Source organism: Vibrio sp. zbq_1 (assembly GCF_043102935.1).
Taxonomy (GTDB): domain Bacteria; phylum Pseudomonadota; class Gammaproteobacteria; order Enterobacterales; family Vibrionaceae; genus Vibrio; species Vibrio parahaemolyticus.
This window is the reverse complement of the sequence record NZ_JBICJH010000044.1, coordinates 315,493-338,509: the sequence shown is the minus strand read 5'-3', so window position 1 is coordinate 338,509 and position 23,017 is coordinate 315,493. Positions and strand designations below refer to the sequence as shown.

Sequence of the window (23,017 nt, the reverse complement as noted above, 5' to 3'; positions counted from 1 at the left end):
GCGTGATTTCGCGGGCTTGGGAATCTCTTATTCGTTATCTACTTAATATCCATGTAGTTGTCTGCTTGGTGCCAATTTAAAGCTCGGTAATCGCTTTGCCTTTGCGTAATTTGCGTACCCACATACGGCTTGGGTGAAGTTCTGTCAGCACATCGACAGGGAGTGGCAGTGGATCGCCACAAATTTGAGATGCTAGCACTTCTGCCAACAGAGGCGCAGAGCTTAGACCTCGAGAGCCTAAACCTAAGAAGCAGAAAAGGTTAGGGAATTGGTGAATCGCTTCAACCTCTTCTTCTGCTTGATTTTGCAAATCTGCATATTGCGTTTTGATTGTGTCGAAATCACCCACGTTCCCAACAAACGGCAGATGGTCTCGACTCACGCAACGAATACCTTGGCGTGATAAATTGCCCGATGTATCCACTTCTTTGGTCCATTCCTGATTTGGAATGCATTTGACCAACTTTTCTACGTTATCTCGTTGTGCGTTTTCATCAAACTCATAGTCTAAATGACTGCGATCGTAACTGGCACCAATGCAAAGGTGTTGGTTATTTGGGTTAACAGGTGTCATGTAACCGTCGTAACAAAGAACACTTTTGAGTTTAGATAGGGTTTTCGTTGCTGGCGCGTGGCTCACTTGTCCTTTTACTTGTCCCATCGGCAAGGCTTCAGTTTGGCTTAGTGTTTGGAACTCGTTGCCGTTAGCAACTACAACGGTTGAATGTTCAAAGTTCTGGCCGTTCGCCTTTAATGTCCAAAGCTCACGCGCTTCGTCCCAAGTTAGTGACTCGACTTGATGCTCGAACTTCGCTTCAAAAAGTTCGGTTTTTTCTAGTTGAGTAATCAGCCCGCGAGTTAATTCCGCAGGGCACAACCAACCTCCCATTGGGTAATGAACCGATGCCATATCGATGGGTAAGCCGATTGTTTCCGCCGTTTCTTCCGCAGACAATTTACGAATGAGCTCTGGAGTGAAGTTTCCCTCCAGCATTTTCTCTAGTTTGTCTGTGGATTTGTCATCCCACATCAGCTGAGTTACACCACACCAATCATGGTCAAAATCGATTTCTTGCGCTGCTTGCTCGACAAATTGACGTGCGAACAAAAATGCTGGCGCAAACACACGAGATACACCTGTATGCGGGCCATTAAGCAGAGGATAGACGGCACCTTGACGGTTGCCAGATGCCCCTTCGGCTGGTTGAGTGTCTTTGCAGTAAAGCGTGACGTTTTGGCCACGACGAACCAACGTTTTCGCTAACGCCGCGCTGGCAATACCGCCTCCGATTATGGCAATCGAATCAAGATTGCTGGACGCCGTGCGATTGAACCACGCAAGATGGTTCGATTGCTTTTCGCGTTGTTCCATCGAACCTGCGATCATTTCACGCTTGGTGCCAAAGCCTTTGACTTTTTTCATTGCAAAGCCAGCTTCGTTCAATCCTCGACGCACAAAGCCCGCTGCGGTAAAAGTGGCAACTGTACAGTCTTGCTTGGCCAACTTAGCCATGTTGTTGAACAGATTTTGGTTCCACATTTCTGGGTTTTTACTTGGCGCGAATCCATCTAAAAACCAAGCGTCAATCAAACCTTGTTCGTTGTATGGGACTTGCGGCATGCAGTCTTTGATGTCGCCAAACCAAAGGTCGAGTGTAATTGCGCCATCTTCAAGCACAATTCGGTGACACTCAGGTACGGCAGCAGGGTAGTGCTTTTGCAGCTTTTCTGCATACTCAGCCAACTCCGGCCACGCTTCATGTGCTTTTTTCAAATCCGCTAGGCTTAGCGGGTATTTTTCAAAACTAATGAAGTGCAGCTCTTTTACCGCTGCATCTGGGTGGTTGCGACGAAATTCATTAAACCATTGCCATACAGCAAGAAAGTTTAGTCCCGTGCCAAATCCGGTTTCACCAATAACAAAGCGTCTTTGGTCAAATTCCTGCCATCTTTCTGGGAGATGATTTTGTTTAAGGAAAACGTAGCGTGTCTCTTCAAGACCGTTTACGTTAGAAAAGTAAACATCATCAAATTGGTCAGAAACCGGCGTGCCAGCTTCGTTCCAACCAAGTTCAGCGTTTTTAATTGAAGTCATAATGGTGCAAATTTGTGATTTGGCGCGGTAAGAATGGGGCGATTGTACGAATTTATGGGAAAGCTGACCACTTTTGTTGACTATCTTAGTTATCATCTAGCGGATTTTTGAATTATAGGAATGTCATAATGAAACGAGTCGTAATCACCGGTATGGGTATTGTTTCAAGTATCGGTAACAACGTCGAAGAAGTTCTAGCGTCTCTTAAAGCGGGCAAATCTGGCATCACTGCGTCTGAGCAGTTCAAAGAACACGGTCTTCGTTCGCAAGTTTGGGGTGATCTAAAGATCAACCCTGCGGAGCATATTGACCGTAAACAGATGCGCTTTATGGGTGATGCGGCTGCTTATGCATACCTATCAATGCAGCAGGCGATTGAAGACGCTGGTCTAACTGAAGAACAAGTTTCAAACGATCGTACAGGTATCGTTGCTGGTTCTGGTGGTGCTTCTGCATTAAACCAAACAGTAGCAACCGATATTATGCGCGAGAAAGGCGTAAAACGCGTAGGCCCTTACATGGTTCCTCGTACCATGTCTTCTACCGTATCAGCATGTCTTGCGACACCATTTAAAATTCGTGGTGTGAACTACTCAATGAGTTCAGCTTGTGCGACATCTGCACACTGTATCGGCCACGCAATGGAGCTTATCCAACTTGGCAAACAAGACATCGTGTTTGCAGGTGGTGGTGAAGAGCTAGATTGGTCTCAAACGATGATGTTTGATGCGATGGGCGCACTATCAACTAAATACAACGATACGCCAGAAAAAGCGTCTCGTACTTACGATGCAGACCGTGACGGTTTTGTTATCTCTGGCGGCGGCGGCATGCTGGTTATCGAAGAACTTGAGCACGCTCTAGCACGTGGCGCGAAAATCTACGGCGAAATCGTAGGCTACGGTGCGACTTCTGATGGCTACGACATGGTAGCACCTTCAGGTGAAGGCGCAGTGCGTTGTATGAAGATGGCAATGCAAGACGTTGACAGCATTGATTACGTTAACACTCACGGTACGTCTACTCCAGTTGGCGACGTGAAAGAGCTAGGCGCAATCCAAGAGTTATTTGGCGACAACAGCCCAGCAATCTCTGCAACAAAAGCGATGACAGGTCATGCTCTAGGTGCGGCTGGTGTTCACGAAGCGATTTACTCGACTCTAATGCTAGACAACAACTTCATCGCGCCAAGCATCAATATTGAAAACTTGGATGAAGCGGCAAAAGGTCTGGATATCGTGACAGAAGCTCGCGACGCAGAGCTAACGACTGTCATGTCAAATAGCTTTGGCTTCGGTGGTACCAACGCAACATTGGTTATCAAAAAATACCAAGCGTAATCAACACCAAAGCTAACTGAATTTGTTGGTGTTGTTCATTGTGATTTGAACGCCAATAAACCAGTTTCCAGAGCTTGATCAGTCAAACTGATCGAACAGACGCAGACTCTATCCCAAGGAGAGCGGGATAGGATCCTTTTGTTCTGGAACTTTGCCCGGCTAATTTAGCCGGGCTTTTTATTTTCTCATCATTCCGTTTTTTCGTGTTACTCATGTATTTTCCCTGTTGGGAAGTCCGGGATGCCGATTGTTGCTATCTCGACAAACCAAGCGATTCTCCGCCTTGAGGTTTATTGGGTTTATATCTTGAGATTTTTCCCGAAAAGGGCACAATCGCCATAGCTTCGCTTTTTGCGAATAAACAAACTCATAAAATGGATCTTAAAAACGCTGGCGCTATGAAAATTATTGTTGATGAAAACATGCCGTACGCTGAAGAGCTATTCAGCCAACTTGGTGAAGTGATTCTAAAACCGGGTCGTACCCTGACTGCTGATGACCTTATTGATATCGATGCTCTGATGATTCGATCGGTAACCAAAGTAAACGCTGAACTGATCAGCAAAGCGAACAAGCTCAAGTTTGTTGGTACGGCGACAGCGGGTATGGATCACGTTGACCAAGCTCTTTTGAAAGAAAAGGGTATTTTCTTTACTGCAGCACCGGGTTGTAACAAAGTTGGCGTTGCAGAGTACGCATTTAGCGTCATGATGGTACTCGCGCAGCAACAAGGTTTTTCGGTCTTTGATAAAACCGTAGGTATTATTGGTGCGGGCCAAGTGGGTAGCTATCTAGAGAAGTGCTTGAAAGGCATGGGCATCAACGTCCTTATCAACGACCCATTCAAGCAAGAGGCGGGTGATCCTCGCAGCTTTACTCCGTTAGCTGAGCTTATCGAACAATCAGACATCATCACACTACACACGCCAATCACTAAAGACGGGCCGTACCCAACCCATCATTTGATTGACGAGAAAGTACTGAACGGTCTTCGTGGTGATCAAATTCTTATCAATGCAGCGCGTGGCCCTGTGGTTGATAACCAAGCATTGAAGCAACGTTTAATGATACAAGATGGTTTCACTGCGGCATTGGATGTCTTCGAATTTGAACCAGAGGTTGATATGGAGCTTCTGCCTCTGCTAGCATTCGCAACCCCTCACGTTGCAGGCTATGGTCTGGAAGGGAAAGCTCGCGGTACGACAATGATTTTCAATAGCTACTGCGAGTTCTTAAATAACGAATTACGTGCGCATGCCAGCGATTTACTGCCAACTGCGCCTGTTCCAACGATGATGTTGGATAGAGCATGGGATGAAGCAACACTGCATAACATCACACAGTTAATCTATGATGTGCGTAAAGATGACGCTCTTTTCCGTCGTGAAATCAGTAAGCCAGGTGCGTTTGACCTGATGCGTAAAAACTACTGGGATCGCCGCGAATACAGCGCTGTCACGCTAGTGGGAAATGAAACATGCAATCTTGCACCACTAGCAGAACTAGGTTTTCAGATTGAGGTAAGTCAATGAGCCAGCAATACAATGTTGCCATTTTGGGTGCGACCGGTGCGGTCGGTGAAACAATTTTAGAAGTGCTTCAAGAGCGCAAGTTCCCAGTCGGTGAACTGTTCCTATTGGCAAGTGAGCGTAGCGAAGGCAAGACTTACCGTTTCAATGGTAAAACCGTACGCGTACAAAACGTAGAAGAGTTTGATTGGTCTCAAGCGCACATCGCTCTGTTCTCGGCTGGTGGTGATCTATCTGCAAAATGGGCACCAATCGCAGCTGATGAAGGTGTGATTGTTATCGACAACACGTCACACTTCCGTTACGAGTACGACATTCCTCTTGTTGTGCCTGAAGTAAACCCTGAAGCGATTGCTGAGTTCCGTAACCGTAACATCATTGCCAACCCAAACTGTTCGACTATCCAAATGTTAGTCGCACTTAAACCAATCCACGATGCTGTCGGTATTGAGCGTATCAACGTTTCAACTTATCAATCGGTATCAGGTGCGGGTAAAGCGGGCATTGATGAGTTGGCTGGTCAAACCGCTAAGTTGCTAAATGGTCTGCCAGCTGACAAGAAGCAGTTCTCACAACAGATCGCGTTTAACTGTATTCCACAAATCGATCAGATGATGGAAAACGGCTACACCAAAGAAGAAATGAAAATGGTGTGGGAAACTCAGAAAATCTTTAACGATCCTTCAATCACCGTAAACCCAACGTGTGTTCGTGTGCCGGTGTTCTACGGCCACGCAGAAGCGGTTCACGTTGAAACTCGTTCGCCAATCGATGCGCAAGAAGTAATTAACCTTCTTGAGCAAACTGAAGGTGTAGAAGTATTCCACGGTGACGATTTCCCTACACAAGTTCGTGATGCGGGCGGTAAAGATCACGTAATGGTTGGCCGCATTCGCAACGATATTAGCCACCACAGTGGTGTAAACCTATGGGTTGTGGCTGACAACGTGCGCAAAGGTGCAGCAACGAACGCTGTACAAATCGCCGAAGTACTGATCCGCGATTACTACTAAGTTAATGGTATAAGAAACGTAAAGCCTCGCACTAAGCGAGGCTTTTTTGTTCGAACGATGTAAATTTGTGTGAGATTAGTACGAATATGGCGAGAGCCACACATTTTTTATCCCCAAAGCTATAGTTTTGCGTGGTATATCCGATATATTTAACCGATCACCATTTCAAATTGTTTCTAGCACAAAACTGAGCCTTCTATGCGTCAAAATTATAAGCGTTTGTTAGCAGCCCTTGTGTTGATGAGCGCGACTCAGACATCGTCAGTGGTTCAAGCCGAAGGAATTCGTCTCGTTGGGCCGTCTGGTGAAGTGCAATCATCTCCGAGCTATGCTGAAGAGATCGAACGAGCATTACCTACTCCACCTGAGAATACTCAGCCTTCGCGCTTTTTCGGCCCTACAGGTGAAAACCAAACACTGTGGTCGATTGCTTCTGAGCTAAGACCGTCACGTAATGTCTCGGTACAACAAACGCTTCTCGCCATTTATCGAATCAACCCTCAAGCGTTTGACAATCAAAACATCCACGAGCTGCTCCCAGGCAGCCGTCTTCGTGTTCCTTCATTAGAGCAAGTTCGCAGTGCGACGACTGAGCAAGCTGTTGCCATTATGAAGGCGCATGAGTTGCGACTAAAACAACCCAAGCCAGAAAAGCCAGCTCCAGTTAAACAGATAGAGGTTAAACCTAAACCTGTTGCAGAGCCTACTGCGCCAAAAACGCCAGTTGTTACTCCACCAAAACCTGAACCAGTTAAACCTGTTGAAACGACAGCAAACGTGCCACCAGTTTCGACGTCACCACAAGGTGAAAAGCAGGTTAGTGATCTAAAAGACAAGCTGCAGGGCTCGCAAAGTGAGCTGGAATCACTAGAAGAGAAAAACCATCGTCTGCGCCTCATGTTGTCTCAAGTGCAGAGCGAAGTTGAAACACTCAAAAGCGAGCTTAACGACGAAGAGCGCATTCGTTCGGAAGTGGAAAAGCTGTTGGCAGAAGAGCGCCAACGTGTTGCTGAGCAGCAACGCATGCAGCCAAGTACGATGGATAAGATTCTATCCAATGGTTGGCTAGTCGGACTTGCAGCTCTGATTCCCGGGGCACTGCTAGCGTTGTTGGTTGTCATGCTACTTGGTCGTCGTTCGAAAGCGAAAGAAGAGGAAGCCGCGCAGCAACAGACACAAGATATCGATCCGCTTGCGGCTCCAATTGGTTTAGCCGCTGTAGACCAACTTGATGATGAGCTCAGCCTAGATGATGACTTGTTTGGTGATGATGACTCTGAACAGCTGTTAGAGCAGGATGAGAAAGCAGAGCTTGAAGAGGATGTCTTTGCGAACCTAGATGACGAAGAACTAGACTTCAACTTAGAAGGCGATGACGGCGAAGATCCATTTGCCGGTATCGGCGATGATGGTGATTTAGACGTTGGATTTGACGAGTTTGATTCTTCAACGAGCGGCATTCAAGTCAATGGCGACGAGAAAGCGCTGGGCCTTGAAGAGATGGAACGTGCGCTTGATGAAGTGACGCCAGAACTTGAAGTGCTCGACGAAGACGAAACAGGCTTCGACTTGTCCGACGACGATAACGCTATTTCTGATGATGAATTTGCCAAACTTCTTGCTGATGATGAACCATCGGAAGACCTTTCAAGTGGCAGCGTTGATCAAGCGATGCTGGACGATTTATTCGCAGAACTTGGCGACGATGATTTAGATCTTGACGTTGAAGATACCAAGCCAGAGCCAAAAGTCTCAGACGAGGACTTCTCGGCAGGAGAGGCGTCGGATGACGATATTGATAAGCTATTAGCTCAATACGATCAACCAGCAGAAGAAACATCAACTGAGCTTGACCCACTTGATGAACTCGAAAGTCTGGCGGGTTTGACTGATGACACCGATATCGATGAAAACAGCACTGAGCTACTCGACGAATTGATCGATTTCGATGAAGACGAAACCGAGGAAGAGTTCGATCCGCTCAACGAATTGGAAGCGCTATCTGATTTTGAGGCTGAAGAAGCAATTGAGGAACTCGACGAAAACAGCGTTGAATTACTCGATGAGTTACTGCAAGACGACGATGAAAAGCCCGTTTTGGAAGACGAGATCACGACCGAGCTCGACCCATTCGATGATTTGATTCGTGAGGATGAGGCAGTCACTGCTGATGAGAGTCAGTTAGACGATGACTTGGTGGCTGATTTTGGTTTTGAAGAGATTGAGCCTCAAACGGAACAAAATGAAACGCTTGAACCAGAAGAAGATAAGCCGCTAACCGCACAGGTTGAAGAAGACGCCTCAGAGTTAGAACTTGCATCTGGCTTAGATATCGACGCTCTGCTGAGTGAGGCGCAGCCACAACCATCGGCTGCATCAGAACCAGAACTAACGAAATCATTACAAGAAGAAAGCGTCCCGTTTAATAGCAATGACTTCTTAGGTGATCTTGAGGAAATGTCACCAGAGCATGATCCTCTGATGACTGAGCTGGATGAACTGTTTGAATCTGACAACACCGTTTTTGAAGAAACTAAGCAAGAAAGTGCAGATTTTGCCGCCGAGCTAGATGCACTTCTGGAAGGCAAAGACGGTTTTGCTGAAGAGTTAGAAAACTCATCTGTCAAAGAGAATTTGATGCCATCGGCTGAAGAGCTGCCCTCTGAAAATGGTGAGTATCAACCTCGCGACGAACAGACTGAACCAGAAATTACCAGTAAAGAGGAAGAACCTGCATTCACGCCAACGCCGAATACCGTTGAGAATGAATTCGGCGTTCCTCAAGAAGAAGACTGGTTACTAGACGACGTTGAGCCTGAAGCTGAAAACAAACTTGAACAAGAACCTGTCGCGGCAACGTCCACTGACGTTGATGAAGACGAGTTCAACTTCGACGAATTGGAACTGCCAGAGTTCGACGAAGAAGATGCATTGGCATCTATGGCCGATGAGCCGAAGTTGCCAGAATCTGAACGTGAAGCGGCAGCGCCAGCGGCCGAAGCGGAAGAAGAATTCAACTTCGACGAACTGGAACTGCCAGAGTTCGACGAAGAAGATGCATTAGCTTCAATGGCCGGTGAGCCTGAGCTACCAGAAGCTGAAGTCCAAACTGCAGAGCCGACCGCTGACGCGGAAGAAGAATTCAACTTCGACGAGCTGGAACTGCCAGAGTTTGATGAAGAAGATGCATTGGCATCCATGACGGCTGAGCCTGAGCTACCAGAAGCTGAAGTTCAAACTGCAGAGCCGACCGTTGACGCGGAAGAAGATTTCAACTTCGACGAACTGGAACTGCCAGAGTTCGACGAAGAAGATGCATTAGCATCTATGGCCGATGAGCCTGAGCTACCAGAAGCTGAAGTTCAAGCAGCAGCGCCAACCGTTGACGCGGAAGAAGAATTCAACTTCGACGAACTGGAACTGGCAGAGTTCGTCGAAGAAGATGCGTTATCTTCAATGGCCGATGAGCCGAAGTTGCCAGAATCTGAAGTTCAAGCCGCAGCACCAACGGCCGAAGCGGAAGAAGAGTTCAACTTTGACGAACTGGAACTGCCAGAGTTTGATGAAGAAGATGCATTGGCATCCATGGCGGCCGAGCCTGAGCTACCAGAAGCTGAAGTTCAAGCCGCAGCACCAACGGCCGAAGCGGAAGAAGAATTCAACTTCGACGAACTGGAACTGGCAGAGTTCGACGAAGAAGATGCATTAGCGTCTATGGCTGATGAACCTGAGCTACCAGAATCTGAACGTGAAGCGGCAGCACCAGCAGCCGAAGCGGAAGAAGAGTTCAACTTCGATGATACTGAACTGCCAGAGTTCAGTGAAGAAGATGCTATAGCGGCTATGGCTGAAGCATCACCTTCATCTGAATCAGAAGTTGCGCCTAAGCCAATTCTCCAGGCAGATAATGACCATGATGCGCTTTTTGAAGTCTTCGCTCAAAATAGTTTTGATCAAGAGGTAGAGCAGCCAACTGTTATTGAATCTCCATCTGAGTTAGACGATTTTGATGAATCAACGATGGCTAACTTGCTTGCAGATGAGCCAAGTGCTGAAGCGTTTGATGGCAAACTCGACAGCGACACCATTGCAAGTGCAGGCATGGATTTCGAAACCATGTTGGATGTCGGTGATGACTGGGATGGTTTTAAGCCAGCATCAGACATGCCTGAACCATCGGTTACGGAAGAAGTCCCTGAAGACCAGCAAGAAGTGTGGAGTTCGAGCGAAGCGCTGACTCAACCTGAAATCGCGCAAGAGAACTGGGCCGAGCAGGAAGATCTTGATGACTTTGACCCTAAGAAAAATCAGTTTATGACTATTGATGAACTGATGGCTCAAGTGGACAAAGAAGGTGGTGAGTTTGAAGAGCAAGAACTGATGCTTGATGTCGGTCTGAATGAGTTCCCTGATGTGATTGGTGATATCGGTGACGTTGATGTAGATACCAATGCAGAAGCAGCAGGTAAGTTGGACCTTGCTAAAATCTACCTTGAAATGAACGATCCTCAAGGTGCGATCAAACTGTTAGAAGAGGCGATAGTTTACGGTGAAGATGACATTCGCCGAGAAGCGAAAAACCTCATCGATACCATAAACGGTCGATAAATCAAAAAGGGTAGCGAGAGCTGCCCTTTTTGTATCTGAAGGGACTTGAGTATATACTTCCCGCCCCATTTTAGAGTTCGAAGGTTAAGATGAGAATCGCATTAGGTATCGAATACAATGGTACAAATTATTTTGGTTGGCAACGCCAAAGAGAAGTGAAAAGTGTTCAAGAAGAACTAGAGAAAGCGTTGTCCATCGTTGCGAACCACCCTGTCGAAGTGCAGTGTGCAGGTCGTACTGATGCGGGTGTACATGGTACGGGACAAGTTGTTCACTTTGATACCAACGTTAATCGAAAAATGGTGGCTTGGACTATGGGCGCAAATGCGAACATGCCAAGTGACATCGCTGTTCGCTGGGCAAAAGAAGTTCCTGATGACTTCCACGCGCGATTCTCAGCAACAGCGCGTCGTTACCGCTACATCATTTTTAATCACGCATTGCGCCCAGGCATTTTGAACTCGGGTGTGAGCCATTATCACGGCGAGCTAGATGAAAAGAAAATGCATGAAGCCGGGCAATATTTGTTAGGTGAAAATGACTTTTCATCATTCCGTGCAGCGCATTGTCAGTCGTTGAGTCCGTGTCGTAATTTGATGCATTTAAACGTCACTCGTCATGGTGATTATGTTGTTATCGACATTAAAGCGAACGCGTTCGTTCACCACATGGTTCGAAACATCACAGGTAGCCTGATTAAAGTTGGTCGTGGTGAAGAAAAACCAGAGTGGATCAAGTGGTTGCTTGAGGCAAAAGATCGCAAACTTGCAGGTGCAACAGCGAAGGCTGAAGGTTTGTACTTAGTCGATGTCGATTATCCAGAAGAATTTGAATTGCCTTGCGTGCCGATCGGTCCGCTGTTTTTGCCAGATAATTTGAACTAAATTCACAAACTTGCTTCAAAATATCGGTAGTGTAGCCGCATAACATCAGTAATTAACGATATCGAAAATAGGTACAACCAGTTTTTTATCTACACTCGTCGCAAGATATGGTTTAATCCGTCGGTATTATTTCGAATTTATATCTTTCGCAATGAAGCGGAAGAGTTGAGAGAAAAGGTCTTCCATGAGTTGGCTTGAAAAGATTTTAGAGAAAAGTAACCTAGTTAGTTCACGTAAAGCTTCTATCCCAGAAGGTGTGTGGACGAAATGTACCTCTTGTGAGCAGGTTCTTTACCATGCTGAACTTGAGCGTAATCTAGAAGTTTGTCCTAAGTGTAACCATCACATGCGTATGAAAGCGCGTCGTCGTTTGGAAACATTCTTGGACGAAGGTAACCGTGTTGAGCTAGGCACTGAGCTTGAGCCTCAAGACAAACTGAAGTTTAAAGATTCTAAGCGATACAAAGAACGTATCTCTGCAGCACAAAAGAGCAGTGGCGAGAAAGATGCGCTGATCGTTATGCAAGGTGAGCTATTAGGCATGCCTCTAGTAGCGTGTGCGTTTGAATTCTCTTTCATGGGCGGTTCAATGGGCTCTGTGGTTGGTGCTCGCTTTGTTAAAGCAGTAGAAGCAGCAATCGAGAACAACTGCGCGCTTGTGTGTTTCTCTGCAAGTGGCGGCGCTCGCATGCAAGAGGCGTTGATGTCTCTAATGCAAATGGCGAAAACCAGTGCGGCACTTGAGCGTCTGTCAGAAAAAGGCCTGCCATTTATTTCGGTTCTTACTGACCCAACCATGGGCGGTGTATCGGCAAGTTTGGCGATGCTGGGCGACATCAACATTGGTGAGCCTAAAGCGTTGATCGGCTTTGCAGGTCGTCGTGTAATCGAGCAAACGGTACGTGAAGATCTTCCTGAAGGTTTCCAACGTAGCGAATTCCTGCTTGAGCACGGTGCAATTGATATGATCGTTGACCGTCGTGAAATGCGTCAACGTGTGGGTGGTCTTATCGCTAAGATGACTAACCACAAGTCTCCATTGGTGGTTTCGGTTAACGAATCTCCAAATGAAGAACCATATTCTATACCAGAAGTGGACGAAAAAGGGTAAAGTAACAACTAACATAAAGCCAAAGAAATTAATGGTTAAAGTTAGATGACCCAAAACCCAATTCCTCAAGCCACATCTCCTCTAGCGATGTGGCTTGATTATTTATCAAATATTCATTCCTCAGCTATCGATTTAGGCTTAGACCGCGTTCAAGCGGTAGCGACAAAAGCCAATCTAACCAAACCTGCTCCTACCGTAATCACTGTTGCCGGAACTAATGGCAAAGGCTCAACGTGTGCGCTAATGGAAGCAATCTTACTCGACGCTGGCTATTCGGTAGGCGTTTACAGTTCTCCTCATCTGATCCGTTATAACGAGCGTGTGCGCATTAATGGTGTAGACGTGGAAGATGCTAAGCACTGTGAAGCGTTTGACTATGTAGAAAAACAACGTGGTGACATCAGTTTAAGTCTGTTCGAGTTTGGCACGCTTGCAGCGCTGCGTATTTTCCAAGTCGAAAACGTCGATGTAGTGCTTCTTGAAGTTGGCTTAGGTGGACGATTAGATGCAACAAACGTCGTTGATCACGATGTGTCAGTGATCACCAGCCTGGCGATTGACCATGTAGATTGGCTTGGTGACGACATCAATGTTATCGGCTTTGAAAAAGCGGGCATCTACCGTGCAGGTAAACCCGCGATTTGTGGTCAACCACTGCCTCCAGCGACGGTTGCAGCCCATGCTGATGATATCTGTGCTGAATTCTTCCAAGTCGGCATCCAGTTTGACTACGCTCTAACTGAGAAAGGTTGGAAGTGGAGTAGTGGTGCTTTTGCGCTTGAGGATCTTCCTCTGCCTTCTCTACCTCTTCCAAATGCTGCCACTGCTTTAATGGCTCTAGGCGCGTCGGAATTGCAAATCACTGACATAAACATCGTTAATGGCTTGAATAATGCTCGACTCGCGGGTCGAATGCAGGTGCTTCAACACGAGCCAGAAATTGTGTTGGACGTGGCGCACAACCCTCATTCTGCTGAGTATTTAGTTGAAAAGGTGAAAACTCAGTACGCGGGGAAAACTATCCACGTTGTGATTGCAATGCTGCATGATAAAGACATTAAAGCGACATTGGCCGCGCTTAAGCCTATCGCGACGCATTGGTATCCAGCATCGTTGACTGGGCCACGAGCTGCAACGGCGGATGAATTGTGCCAATACCTACCGCAAGGGCAAGTTCAGTTCCAAACACCGGTTGAAGCGTTTGAGAGTGCATTAAGCAGCGCTGCTTCAAACGATGTGGTGTTGGTCGCGGGCTCATTCCATACCGTAGGTGAGGTATTGGAGCATTGGCAATCAAAGAATAAGTAATCAAAGGTAACTTGATGGCAAGTAAATTCCAAAGTCGTTTAGTCGGCACCATCATTCTAGTCGCAGTGGGAGTCATTGTTCTCCCTGATGTTCTAGATGGTAAAAAACTGCACTACAAAGAAGAATTTGCCAGCATTCCTATCAAACCTGAACTTGATAGTGATGTGGAAAACTTCGAGATCTTAGAGCCAGTAGAAGATGACATTGCGCTACCAGAATCACCAGTAGAGGCGGTCGTGCAAGAGTCAGAAGAGCGTCAGGTTAACGCCTCTCAGCCGGAGCAGAAACCTGAACCTACGCCACAACCCGTCGAAGTAAAGCAACAAAAACAGCCAGAGCAGGTTGAAATTGCTGTTCGTCCAGTTGAAGAAAAGAATCAATATGAAGATTCTGCGTGGATCATTCAGTTGATGGCGCTGAAGAATCACGAAAATGCAGAGGCGCTCGTTGCGGATTTGCAGAAGCGTGGTTACCAAGCTCATACGAAAAAAGAGAACGACTTTACTCGAGTAATTGTTGGCCCTGATGTGTCAAAAAGTAAACTTGAACGACAAGTTCAAGAATTACAAAAAATTACCGGCTCAAAAGGTCAATTGCTTAAATTTAAGCCATTAAATCCATAAGAAAACGTTTGCGTCAGCATTTTTTCTGTTAAAATGCGCGCCAACTTAAGATGAAGAAAACATGAATTGGATAGATTTTATCATTTTAGGTGTGATCGGATTTTCAGCTCTGATCAGTTTAGTTCGCGGTTTTGCTAAAGAAGCTTTGTCTTTGGTTATTTGGTTCGGAGCGTTTTTTATCTCCAGTAACTACTACGCCAAATTGGCGGTGTACTTCACCAATATCAAAGATGATATGTTTCGCAACGGAGCCGCAATTGCGGCGTTATTCGTCGCAACCTTGGTAGTTGGTGCAGTGGTGAATTACGTCATTGGTCAACTGGTACAAAAAACAGGGCTATCAGGTACCGATCGAATTCTCGGTATGGTGTTTGGTGGCTTACGTGGAGTACTGATTGTTTCTGCGGTGCTGTTTTTTATGGATGCGTTTACTGCATTCCCAAGCTCGGATTGGTGGAAAGAGTCACAGTTGGTCCCTGAGTTCAAACTTGTGATTGAGCCATTCTTCGAGCATTTACAAGCAACATCAAGTTTTCTGTCTGGCACTATCTAGTAGTGCCAGCTACTGTCGCAAATCGAGGATTAGGACATGTGTGGTATTGTTGGAATCGTGGGCACAACGCCTGTAAACCAGTCTATTTATGACGCGTTAACGGTGTTACAGCATCGTGGCCAAGATGCCGCTGGTATTTGTACCATAGAAAGCAATCGTTTTCGTCTGCGTAAGGCGAACGGTTTAGTCAAGGATGTATTCGAAGCAAGACACATGCAGCGCTTGCAAGGTGAGGTCGGTATCGGCCACGTTCGTTACCCAACTGCGGGTAGTTCAAGCGCCTCAGAAGCCCAGCCTTTCTACGTAAACTCTCCTTTCGGTATTACACTTGCCCACAACGGTAACTTGACCAACGCTCACGAAGTTCGTCAGAAACTGTTTGAAAAAGATCGCCGCCACATCAACACCACTTCTGATTCAGAAGTGCTTCTCAACGTACTTGCACACGAAATTGACACAGTAAAAGGCAATGTGACTGCTGAAGATGTATTTCGCGCTGTTACCAATGTGCACCGTACTATTCGCGGCGCTTATGCGGTAACTGCGATGATCATCGGCCACGGTATGATTGCGTTTCGTGACCCGCATGGTATTCGCCCTCTTTGTTTAGGCAAGCGTGAAGTCGCTGGTCGCACGGAATACATGGTTGCATCAGAGTCTGTTGCGTTGGATGCGGTCGGTTTTGACTTTGTACGTGACGTAGCGCCGGGTGAAGCGGTGTATGCGACATTTGAAGGTGAGCTGTTCACTAAGCAATGTGCAGACAACCCAAAGCTAAATCCTTGTATTTTTGAATTTGTTTACTTTGCGCGTCCTGATTCTTTCATCGATAAAATCTCTGTGTACAGTGCTCGCGTTGAAATGGGCAAAAAGCTGGGTGAGCGAATTCGTGAAGATTACGCCGATCTTGATATCGACGTCGTAATCCCGATTCCTGAAACCTCTTGCGATATCGCACTACAAATTGCTCAAGCGATCGATATTCCTTACCGCCAAGGCTTTGTTAAAAACCGTTACGTTGGCCGCACGTTTATCATGCCTGGTCAGCAACAACGTAAGAAATCAGTGCGTCGCAAGCTAAACGCTATCCGCTCTGAGTTCAAAGATAAGAACGTGTTGCTGGTGGATGATTCTATCGTTCGCGGTACGACATCAGAACAGATCATTGAGATGGCTCGCGACTCCGGCGCGAAGAAAGTGTACATGGTGTCTGCTGCACCAGAAGTTCGCTTCCCTAACGTTTACGGTATCGATATGCCGAGCGCGACAGAGCTGATTGCTCATGGTCGTGACAACGAAACCATTTGTAAACAGATTGGTGCGGATGCGCTTATTTACCAACGTCTAGATGACTTAGTTGAAGCGGTAGGCTTAGGTAATCAAGATATCACGCAGTTCGATACATCAGTATTTAATGGTGAATACGTAACTGGTGATATCGATCAACAATACCTCGACTTCCTAGATGGTTTGCGTAATGACGATGCAAAAACGCAACGTGAAATTCAGCAAGATCTAGCGAACCTAGAGCTGCACAACGAAGGCGCGTAAACCAGCGCCATCATTATCGGGATAAAAAAACCAGAGCCTAGGCTCTGGTTTTTATTTTTGTATCATTTTTAGTGAATGTTATAGGCAATCACAAAGTCGATGAACAGACGTACTTTCTCTGGCAAGTGATCTTTGTGGTTGTACAGCATGTAGATGTCGCGCGGGTTTGCGCTCCAATCTGGCAATACTCGCAACAATTCACCACTTTCGATGTATTCTTTAATCATCACATCAGGCATTAATGTAATACCTAGACCTTCTGAACAAGCACTGCGAACAACATTGAGTGCGTTGGCTTGGAAACGACCACGCTCTACGTTCACCACAGACTCACCTTTGCTGTTGATCAGTGTCCACTTGATAAGTGGGTAGCCTTTTAGCAAAGAGTGGTTTGAGAGCTCTTCTGCGTGGTTTGGCGCAGGGTTGGCTGCTAGATAGTCTTGGCTGGCAACCAAAATATCTTTTACTTCGCCAATTTTACGAGCAATTAGGCTGGAATCTCGTTGCGGACCAACACGGAAAATAACATCCCATTCCGTTGGGTCTAATTGATCAGCGTTGTTCTCTGTCGTCAGCTCGATATTGATATCCGGATACTTCTTCATGAAGTCATTAAACATCGGCATCATCATGCGCTTGGTCAGATTGTAAGGCGCAGAAATTTTAATTTTGCCTGATGCACCGCGGCAGTCATCAGTGATTTCTTCCGCGGTTGATGTCAGCCTTTGAAGTAGGGGAGAGCATTCATGGTAAAAGCGTTCTCCGGCTTCAGTCAGAGAAAGCTTACGTGCGTGACGGTTCAATAGTCGAAGATTGACAGAGTCTTCTAGCGCTTGAATGCGTCGGGTGATGGTTGCCACCGGGATCATGGTTTTTCGCGAAGTTGCGGTATAGCTCCCATTTTCGACAACCAGTCGAAACAGGTTCAAATCATCTAATTTCATATTTCCAGACACATTAAATTACCAATTGTGGCTAATTTATAATTAACTTTGTGATTAAAGTTTGCTTTAAGTCAACATGTTGCATCATTTGAACACAGCAAGAGCCTTGGAGTAAATACTGACAATTTGTATAAATGACTTTTTCAAGCTACGTTTTATAACAAGGCGAAACCGCTTCAAGTCTTGCTGCGCAACGTTTTGCCTATGCAAACACAACAAAAATAATAACTTAAATAATTTTGTTTTTTGACTAAGCTTTGTGAGGTGTAAAGGTATGTTCAAGACTCACAGTCAAACGGCAATGGTCTCGGCACAGGAAGTGGTTAATCGGAAACTGATCATGTTAGTGGACGATGATCCGATATTTCGTAACGTAACCAATGCTTATTTAGAAAGTCAGGGTTTCAAAGTAGTAGAAGCTGAAAATGGCCTAGAGGCTCTTCATCAACTCAGGGAATGCCAACCCGATCTCGTCTTGTGTGATTTATCTATGCCCGTATTAGATGGCATAGAATTCGTAGAAGAAGTCAGTCTTGAGTATCCATCGTTACCGCTTATTGTGGTGTCTGGCACAGATGAAATGTCTGATGTCGCGAAAGCGTTGCGTTTTGGTATTAAAGACTTTCTTCCAAAACCGATAGGGAATTATGAGCATTTGTCGCAAGCGATCGACAATACGCTTGAGGACTCAGACTGTCATTTTGCAGAACAGCGTGACTTTTCAAGCCAGTGGTTTCGCGTAGATGACGGTGGAGAAATACCAGATGAGCAAGAGCTGCACTGGCATTTAGAGTACTTGCAACAAAACCCAAATGCAGCGAGAGATCTGCTGCATGCGTTGTTGCCAGACAAAGACGCCTCTCAAGGTGACTGGCGTTGTTCTTATCGGTTACTACAGTCGGCAGATTTGATGCCTTTGGTGTTTGATTATCGCTGGTTGATGAATGGACAGTTTGCTTTCTACTTAGTGGACTCTGCTTCCCAAGAAAATGGAGGTGTAGCGACAACGCTACTGGTGAGAGCTTTGTTTGATGATTACCTAAGAAACTTAAAAAGTTTCAGTGCGGATCTGAAAGACATGGTAAACATCATGGAGAAGGGCATTGAGTGCTCAGATTGTGCTGGTGCGGTGAAGGCGGTATTTGGTGTGGCGGATTTAGCTTCTTCAACCGTGTCACTTTTACCTGCTGGTTTGGACAGCCAATGGTCGGATGGACATGAAAATCAACATATTGCGGCAGGCAATCGACTGGGTGATGGCAGCATGAAAAACTTCATCACCCGAGATTTACCGCTGAAGACAACAGGTCAGTTGTCGATAGGTTGTTTAGGTGCATCCAGTTTCAGCCTGAATATTACTCGAGTTAATAGACTCGTTTAGAAAGCCAAACTCGGATCTTATCTTTAATTAATATGGCGAAAGCAGCATGTAATGTGCTGCTTTCTTCTTTCCTGAATCTGTCGTTCTATAACTGATGATTTTATAACCTTACTTTTTGTTGGTGTTTAGATGGAATTGTTTAAGGTATAGTCAGCGCCTAAAACAATAATGACCCATTTATGCAACGTTAATTTAACGCTGCGTGTTGGGAGAAGCAAAGTCAACTAGTGAGAAGAAACATCATGGCAGACAAAGATTTTAAAGAGCCTTATAATATTTTTTACTTTTTAGGTTTCATTGCAGTACTTTTGATCCCAACTCTACCTGCAACGCTAACCTGGCTTCGTGTAATGAACGGTTACGCAGGCTTTTAATCTAGCTATTGTGTATTGGAGTTCACCATTCGTATTAAGCGTTACTTCTTCAATATTGTTGGTGGACTCTGTATAGCGCTTGGCATTGCCGGCATCGCCCTTCCTCTCTTACCGACCACTCCTTTTATCTTGCTAGCAAGCGCTTGTTTTATGCGCGGCAGCCCTGCATTTCATCATTGGTTACACAATCACAAAACCTTCGGCCCTATTTTAGACAATTGGCATCGTCACCGAGCGGTGAGCCCTAAAGTCAAACAACGTGGTGCGGTTTTTATCATTCTTAGTTTCACCGTTTCTATCATCGTAGCCCCCATCATCTGGGTAAAAATTGCTCTTTTAGTGATGCTAATCGTTTTACTCAGTTGGTTTATGCGCCTACCTGTGATTGAGTTGGTTGCTGACAGAGAAGAAAATCACTAAGATTGTAGAGAATAGTGTGCCCGCTCTTCGAGTGGGCGTTTGTATTTTCAGCGCCTGTGACTTTTAAGAAAATAGGCACATAGCGGTGAAAACCTATTGTTCGTTGCCCTCGTGATACTGTGATTAGAATAGAGGGTGATGAGCCAATCTAAGTAAATCGGTATTATGACTACAGAAACAATTTCGCTGATCAAATCTAGCATCAAAAGCATCCAAGATTACCCAAAACCAGGCATTCTTTTCCGCGACGTAACAAGCCTATTAGAAGACGCAAAAGCGTATCAAGCAACCATTGGTCTGTTGGTTGAACGTTACAAAGACATGGGCTTCACAAAGGTTGTGGGCACAGAAGCGCGTGGTTTCCTATTTGGTGCGCCGCTAGCGCTTGAGCTAGGTGTTGGTTTTGTTCCAGTGCGTAAGCCAGGCAAACTGCCTCGCCCGACCATTGCTCAATCTTATGAACTAGAATACGGCATTGATACGCTAGAAATTCACACAGACGCTATCGTAGAAGGCGATAAAGTATTGGTTGTGGATGACTTGCTGGCGACAGGTGGCACGATTGAGGCAACGACTAAGTTAATTCGCCAACTTGGTGGTGAAGTTGAACACGCAGCGTTCGTTATCAACCTACCAGAAATCGGTGGTGATAAGCGTTTAGAAGCATTAGGCCTAAACGTATTCAGCATTTGCGATTTTGAAGGACATTAATACATTCAATGAGTTATTTAGCTTTAGCGCGAAAATGGCGTCCCAATAAGTTTGACCAAGTCGTAGGGCAAAAACATGTCCTAACGGCACTGGAAAACGCATTGGCGCAAAACCGTTTACACCATGCTTACCTATTCAGTGGGACGCGTGGTGTGGGTAAAACCAGTATCGGCCGTTTGTTTGCCAAAGGGTTGAACTGTGAGACTGGTATCACCGCCACCCCATGTGGTGAATGTGCTACCTGCCGAGAGATTGATGAAGGTCGCTTTGTTGACTTGCTTGAGATTGACGCGGCATCACGTACTAAAGTTGAAGATACTCGCGAACTGCTAGACAACGTTCAATACAAACCCGCTCGTGGACGTTTTAAAGTGTACCTCATCGATGAGGTGCACATGCTGTCGCGTCACTCTTTCAATGCGTTATTAAAAACCTTGGAAGAGCCGCCAGAGTATGTGAAGTTTTTGCTCGCAACAACCGATCCACAGAAGCTGCCAGTTACCATTTTATCTCGTTGTCTGCAGTTCCATCTCAAGCCAATCAGTGTTGATGATATTCATCAGCAACTTGACTACATTTTGGGTCAAGAGCAGGTTTCAGCAGAGCCCAAAGCGCTTGGCATGATCTCTCATGCCGCTGATGGCAGTATGCGTGATGCGCTGAGTTTGACCGACCAAGCGATTGCTTTAGGCAATGGTGCGGTGCAAACCGACATCGTTAGCCACATGCTGGGAACCATCGATACGGATCAAGCGATTCACTTGCTTGAGTCGATCAGCAGTAAACAACCTCAACAAGCCATGGATAAAATCCACCAATTGGCGGCGAATGGTGTTGAGTGGGACGGTTTATTGCAACAAATCGCGACGCAGTTACACCGCATCGCTATGTATCAAGCACTGCCTGCGTCACTAGACCGAGCTCAACCTGATGCAGAAAAAATCGAATTATTAAGTAAAGCGCTCAGTCCACAAGATGTGCAGCTTTACTATCAAATTGCGCTAAAAGGTCGTGAAGATCTGACGCTGTCTCCAAATGGTCGTGTTGGTATGGAGATGATCGTCTTGCGTATGTTGGCTTTTCGTCCATCAGCGAATAACGGTGCAAATATCGTTGCGGCAGGTTCTCAACCTCAGTTGAGTCAGACGCCAAATGCGAGTCTAACGAATTCAGCGCCAGCACATCAGGCTCCGGTAGCACAACAGCAGTCGCGCCCAAATCCAGTGCAAGCACAACAATCTGTTTCGCAGCCCGTTCGTCCGTCAGTGAATCAGCCTGCGTCAATGAATGAAGAGCCACAATATCAGCCAGACTATCAGACTGGTGGTTATGATGTGTCGCCTCCTCAGTACGACATGGCTCCGCCAATGAGCGAAAACCCAGCGCCAGAGGCTCAACCTCAGCAAGAAAGCGCGCCTGCGCCATCAAGAATGGGAGCAGCAGGCTTACGTCATCAGTTACGTTCACAGCGTAAGCAGGGTTTACAGCAAAACACAACGCAAAATGGTGGCACAAAAAAGCCTAAAGCGGCATCTGCAAAACCAGAATCGGTCATCGACCGAGTAGCGCAATTGCATGGCAATTCCGCGCAGGTGTCGCCAAACTCAACGCCAAAGCCTACTGAACCAGAAGTTGAAGAAGCGTATCGCTGGCGTCCAAGTAAGCCTGTTGAGACGAAAGTTAATACTAAGCTGACACCTACGCAGCTCAAGCAAGCGCTTGAGCATGAAAAAACACCAGAAATGGCACAAAAGCTGATTGATGAGTCACTTGAACAAAACGAGTGGGCGAAAATGATCAGTTTGATGAACCTGCCTAAGCTGGTGGAACAACTTGCGCTAAACTCTCACTATAGTAAAGAAGGCTCGACCGTTTCTTTACAGTTGAGAAGCAGCCAAGCACACTTAAATACAGATAGAGCTCAAAGTGAGCTGCTTAACGCACTAAACACGGTTTTAGGTGAAAAGTGTCACTTGAGTATCGAAGTAGGAGAGAGTGGCGAAACACCACTTGAACTGAGAGACAGACTCTATCAAGAGAAATTACAACAAGCGCTGAACAGCTTGGAGAACGACCCGAATGTCGACTTTATCGAGCGTCGTTTTGCTGCAGAGCTTGATAAAGATAGTGTGCGCCCTATCTAACTAACAAACGGAATGGGGTTGAAAACGTCAAGTGATAACCCCATTAACTGATGCAACACCCAATTAAACCAGAGAGATAAACATGTTTGGTAAAGGCGGTATGGGCAACCTAATGAAGCAAGCCCAGCAAATGCAAGAGCGCATGCAAAAGCTTCAAGAAGAAATCGCGAATATGGAAGTAACTGGCGAGTCTGGTGCTGGTCTAGTTAAAGTAACAATCACTGGTAGCCACAGTGTGCGTCGTGTTGACATCGATGAAAGCTTGATGGAAGACGACAAAGAAATGCTTGAAGATCTTATCGCTGCGGCATTCAACGATGCAGCACGTCGCGTTGAAGAAACTCAAAAAGAGAAAATGGCTTCTGTAACTGGCGGTATGCAACTACCACCAGGTATGAAAATGCCATTCTAATCTGCTGACATCTAAT

At 46.1% G+C, this 23,017-nt stretch carries 18 protein-coding genes; 16 read left to right on the top strand and 2 right to left on the bottom strand.

What is annotated here, in order from left to right; translation table 11 throughout:
• Positions 1 to 76: 76 nt before the first annotated feature.
• Positions 77 to 2,095 (bottom strand): bifunctional tRNA (5-methylaminomethyl-2-thiouridine)(34)-methyltransferase MnmD/FAD-dependent 5-carboxymethylaminomethyl-2-thiouridine(34) oxidoreductase MnmC, encoded by a 2,019-nt coding sequence (gene mnmC / locus ACF8CV_RS23885; protein ID WP_138937880.1) that lies wholly within the window; start codon positions 2,093 to 2,095, stop codon positions 77 to 79.
• Positions 2,096 to 2,223: 128 nt separating this feature from the next.
• Here mnmC and fabB point away from each other — a divergent pair, with 128 nt between their 5' ends.
• The 10 genes from fabB to purF all read left to right on the top strand — a co-directional run bounded on the left by fabB (position 2,224) and on the right by purF (position 16,615).
• The gene (gene fabB / locus ACF8CV_RS23880) at positions 2,224 to 3,435 is read left to right on the top strand and encodes a beta-ketoacyl-ACP synthase I (protein ID WP_005460738.1); all 1,212 of its coding nucleotides are present in this window, start codon (positions 2,224 to 2,226) and stop codon (positions 3,433 to 3,435) included.
• A gap of 398 nt (positions 3,436 to 3,833) precedes the next feature.
• On the top strand, positions 3,834 to 4,967 hold the full coding sequence (locus ACF8CV_RS23875; protein WP_138937879.1) for a 4-phosphoerythronate dehydrogenase: 1,134 nt from the start codon (positions 3,834 to 3,836) through the stop codon (positions 4,965 to 4,967).
• Complete coding sequence (locus ACF8CV_RS23870) at positions 4,964 to 5,977, top strand: aspartate-semialdehyde dehydrogenase (protein ID WP_005460137.1); 1,014 nt, start codon at positions 4,964 to 4,966, stop codon at positions 5,975 to 5,977. Before ACF8CV_RS23875 ends, ACF8CV_RS23870 begins: the two co-directional genes overlap by 4 nt.
• A gap of 198 nt (positions 5,978 to 6,175) precedes the next feature.
• A complete protein-coding gene (locus ACF8CV_RS23865; RefSeq protein ID WP_138937878.1) occupies positions 6,176 to 10,585 on the top strand; it encodes a FimV/HubP family polar landmark protein in 4,410 nt (1,469 codons plus the stop codon).
• Positions 10,586 to 10,674: 89 nt separating this feature from the next.
• Positions 10,675 to 11,469 (top strand): tRNA pseudouridine(38-40) synthase TruA, encoded by a 795-nt coding sequence (truA, locus tag ACF8CV_RS23860; RefSeq protein WP_005479529.1) that lies wholly within the window; start codon positions 10,675 to 10,677, stop codon positions 11,467 to 11,469.
• Between the two features lie 184 nt (positions 11,470 to 11,653).
• Complete coding sequence (gene accD / locus ACF8CV_RS23855; protein WP_138937877.1) at positions 11,654 to 12,580, top strand: acetyl-CoA carboxylase, carboxyltransferase subunit beta; 927 nt, start codon at positions 11,654 to 11,656, stop codon at positions 12,578 to 12,580.
• 45 nt (positions 12,581 to 12,625) lie between these two features.
• A complete protein-coding gene (gene folC / locus ACF8CV_RS23850; protein ID WP_025500304.1) occupies positions 12,626 to 13,888 on the top strand; it encodes a bifunctional tetrahydrofolate synthase/dihydrofolate synthase in 1,263 nt (420 codons plus the stop codon).
• A 14-nt stretch (positions 13,889 to 13,902) separates the two neighbouring features.
• On the top strand, positions 13,903 to 14,511 hold the full coding sequence (locus tag ACF8CV_RS23845) for an SPOR domain-containing protein (protein ID WP_047725810.1): 609 nt from the start codon (positions 13,903 to 13,905) through the stop codon (positions 14,509 to 14,511).
• Positions 14,512 to 14,572: 61 nt separating this feature from the next.
• A complete protein-coding gene (locus ACF8CV_RS23840) occupies positions 14,573 to 15,064 on the top strand; it encodes a CvpA family protein (RefSeq protein WP_005479544.1) in 492 nt (163 codons plus the stop codon).
• Positions 15,065 to 15,100: 36 nt separating this feature from the next.
• Positions 15,101 to 16,615, top strand: coding sequence for an amidophosphoribosyltransferase (gene purF / locus ACF8CV_RS23835; protein WP_005484378.1), 1,515 nt, complete (start codon positions 15,101 to 15,103; stop codon positions 16,613 to 16,615).
• Positions 16,616 to 16,683: 68 nt separating this feature from the next.
• Here the strand turns inward: purF and ACF8CV_RS23830 are convergent, their stop codons facing one another.
• Complete coding sequence (locus tag ACF8CV_RS23830; protein WP_005460107.1) at positions 16,684 to 17,559, bottom strand: LysR family transcriptional regulator; 876 nt, start codon at positions 17,557 to 17,559, stop codon at positions 16,684 to 16,686.
• A 274-nt stretch (positions 17,560 to 17,833) separates the two neighbouring features.
• Between ACF8CV_RS23830 and ACF8CV_RS23825 the strand changes: the two genes are divergently transcribed.
• The 6 genes from ACF8CV_RS23825 to ACF8CV_RS23800 all read left to right on the top strand — a co-directional run bounded on the left by ACF8CV_RS23825 (position 17,834) and on the right by ACF8CV_RS23800 (position 23,001).
• The gene (locus tag ACF8CV_RS23825; RefSeq protein WP_005494426.1) at positions 17,834 to 18,940 is read left to right on the top strand and encodes a response regulator; all 1,107 of its coding nucleotides are present in this window, start codon (positions 17,834 to 17,836) and stop codon (positions 18,938 to 18,940) included.
• Positions 18,941 to 19,182: 242 nt separating this feature from the next.
• Positions 19,183 to 19,314 (top strand): hypothetical protein, encoded by a 132-nt coding sequence (locus ACF8CV_RS23820; protein WP_005380608.1) that lies wholly within the window; start codon positions 19,183 to 19,185, stop codon positions 19,312 to 19,314.
• A gap of 15 nt (positions 19,315 to 19,329) precedes the next feature.
• Positions 19,330 to 19,734 (top strand): YbaN family protein, encoded by a 405-nt coding sequence (locus ACF8CV_RS23815; protein ID WP_005494429.1) that lies wholly within the window; start codon positions 19,330 to 19,332, stop codon positions 19,732 to 19,734.
• A 165-nt stretch (positions 19,735 to 19,899) separates the two neighbouring features.
• Complete coding sequence (gene apt, locus ACF8CV_RS23810) at positions 19,900 to 20,445, top strand: adenine phosphoribosyltransferase (RefSeq protein ID WP_005460112.1); 546 nt, start codon at positions 19,900 to 19,902, stop codon at positions 20,443 to 20,445.
• 8 nt (positions 20,446 to 20,453) lie between these two features.
• The gene (dnaX, locus tag ACF8CV_RS23805) at positions 20,454 to 22,589 is read left to right on the top strand and encodes a DNA polymerase III subunit gamma/tau (protein WP_047725809.1); all 2,136 of its coding nucleotides are present in this window, start codon (positions 20,454 to 20,456) and stop codon (positions 22,587 to 22,589) included.
• A gap of 82 nt (positions 22,590 to 22,671) precedes the next feature.
• Positions 22,672 to 23,001, top strand: a complete 330-nt coding sequence (locus ACF8CV_RS23800) for a YbaB/EbfC family nucleoid-associated protein (RefSeq protein ID WP_005460082.1) — start codon at positions 22,672 to 22,674, stop codon at positions 22,999 to 23,001.
• Positions 23,002 to 23,017: the final 16 nt, after the last annotated feature.

What these genes read in the sequence shown, in the direction of transcription:
- truA (WP_005479529.1), top strand. Translation starts at nt 10,675, where the DNA reads ATGAGAATCGCATTAGGTATCGAATACAATGGTACAAATTATTTTGGT.
- purF (WP_005484378.1), top strand. Translation starts at nt 15,101, where the DNA reads ATGTGTGGTATTGTTGGAATCGTGGGCACAACGCCTGTAAACCAGTCT.
- ACF8CV_RS23830 (WP_005460107.1), bottom strand. Translation starts at nt 17,559, where the DNA reads ATGAAATTAGATGATTTGAACCTGTTTCGACTGGTTGTCGAAAATGGG.
- mnmC (WP_138937880.1), bottom strand. Translation starts at nt 2,095, where the DNA reads ATGACTTCAATTAAAAACGCTGAACTTGGTTGGAACGAAGCTGGCACG.
- ACF8CV_RS23825 (WP_005494426.1), top strand. Translation starts at nt 17,834, where the DNA reads ATGTTCAAGACTCACAGTCAAACGGCAATGGTCTCGGCACAGGAAGTG.
- ACF8CV_RS23865 (WP_138937878.1), top strand. Translation starts at nt 6,176, where the DNA reads ATGCGTCAAAATTATAAGCGTTTGTTAGCAGCCCTTGTGTTGATGAGC.
- ACF8CV_RS23845 (WP_047725810.1), top strand. Translation starts at nt 13,903, where the DNA reads ATGGCAAGTAAATTCCAAAGTCGTTTAGTCGGCACCATCATTCTAGTC.
- dnaX (WP_047725809.1), top strand. Translation starts at nt 20,454, where the DNA reads ATGAGTTATTTAGCTTTAGCGCGAAAATGGCGTCCCAATAAGTTTGAC.
- fabB (WP_005460738.1), top strand. Translation starts at nt 2,224, where the DNA reads ATGAAACGAGTCGTAATCACCGGTATGGGTATTGTTTCAAGTATCGGT.
- ACF8CV_RS23800 (WP_005460082.1), top strand. Translation starts at nt 22,672, where the DNA reads ATGTTTGGTAAAGGCGGTATGGGCAACCTAATGAAGCAAGCCCAGCAA.
- folC (WP_025500304.1), top strand. Translation starts at nt 12,626, where the DNA reads ATGACCCAAAACCCAATTCCTCAAGCCACATCTCCTCTAGCGATGTGG.
- ACF8CV_RS23840 (WP_005479544.1), top strand. Translation starts at nt 14,573, where the DNA reads ATGAATTGGATAGATTTTATCATTTTAGGTGTGATCGGATTTTCAGCT.
- ACF8CV_RS23875 (WP_138937879.1), top strand. Translation starts at nt 3,834, where the DNA reads ATGAAAATTATTGTTGATGAAAACATGCCGTACGCTGAAGAGCTATTC.
- accD (WP_138937877.1), top strand. Translation starts at nt 11,654, where the DNA reads ATGAGTTGGCTTGAAAAGATTTTAGAGAAAAGTAACCTAGTTAGTTCA.
- apt (WP_005460112.1), top strand. Translation starts at nt 19,900, where the DNA reads ATGACTACAGAAACAATTTCGCTGATCAAATCTAGCATCAAAAGCATC.
- ACF8CV_RS23870 (WP_005460137.1), top strand. Translation starts at nt 4,964, where the DNA reads ATGAGCCAGCAATACAATGTTGCCATTTTGGGTGCGACCGGTGCGGTC.
- ACF8CV_RS23820 (WP_005380608.1), top strand. Translation starts at nt 19,183, where the DNA reads ATGGCAGACAAAGATTTTAAAGAGCCTTATAATATTTTTTACTTTTTA.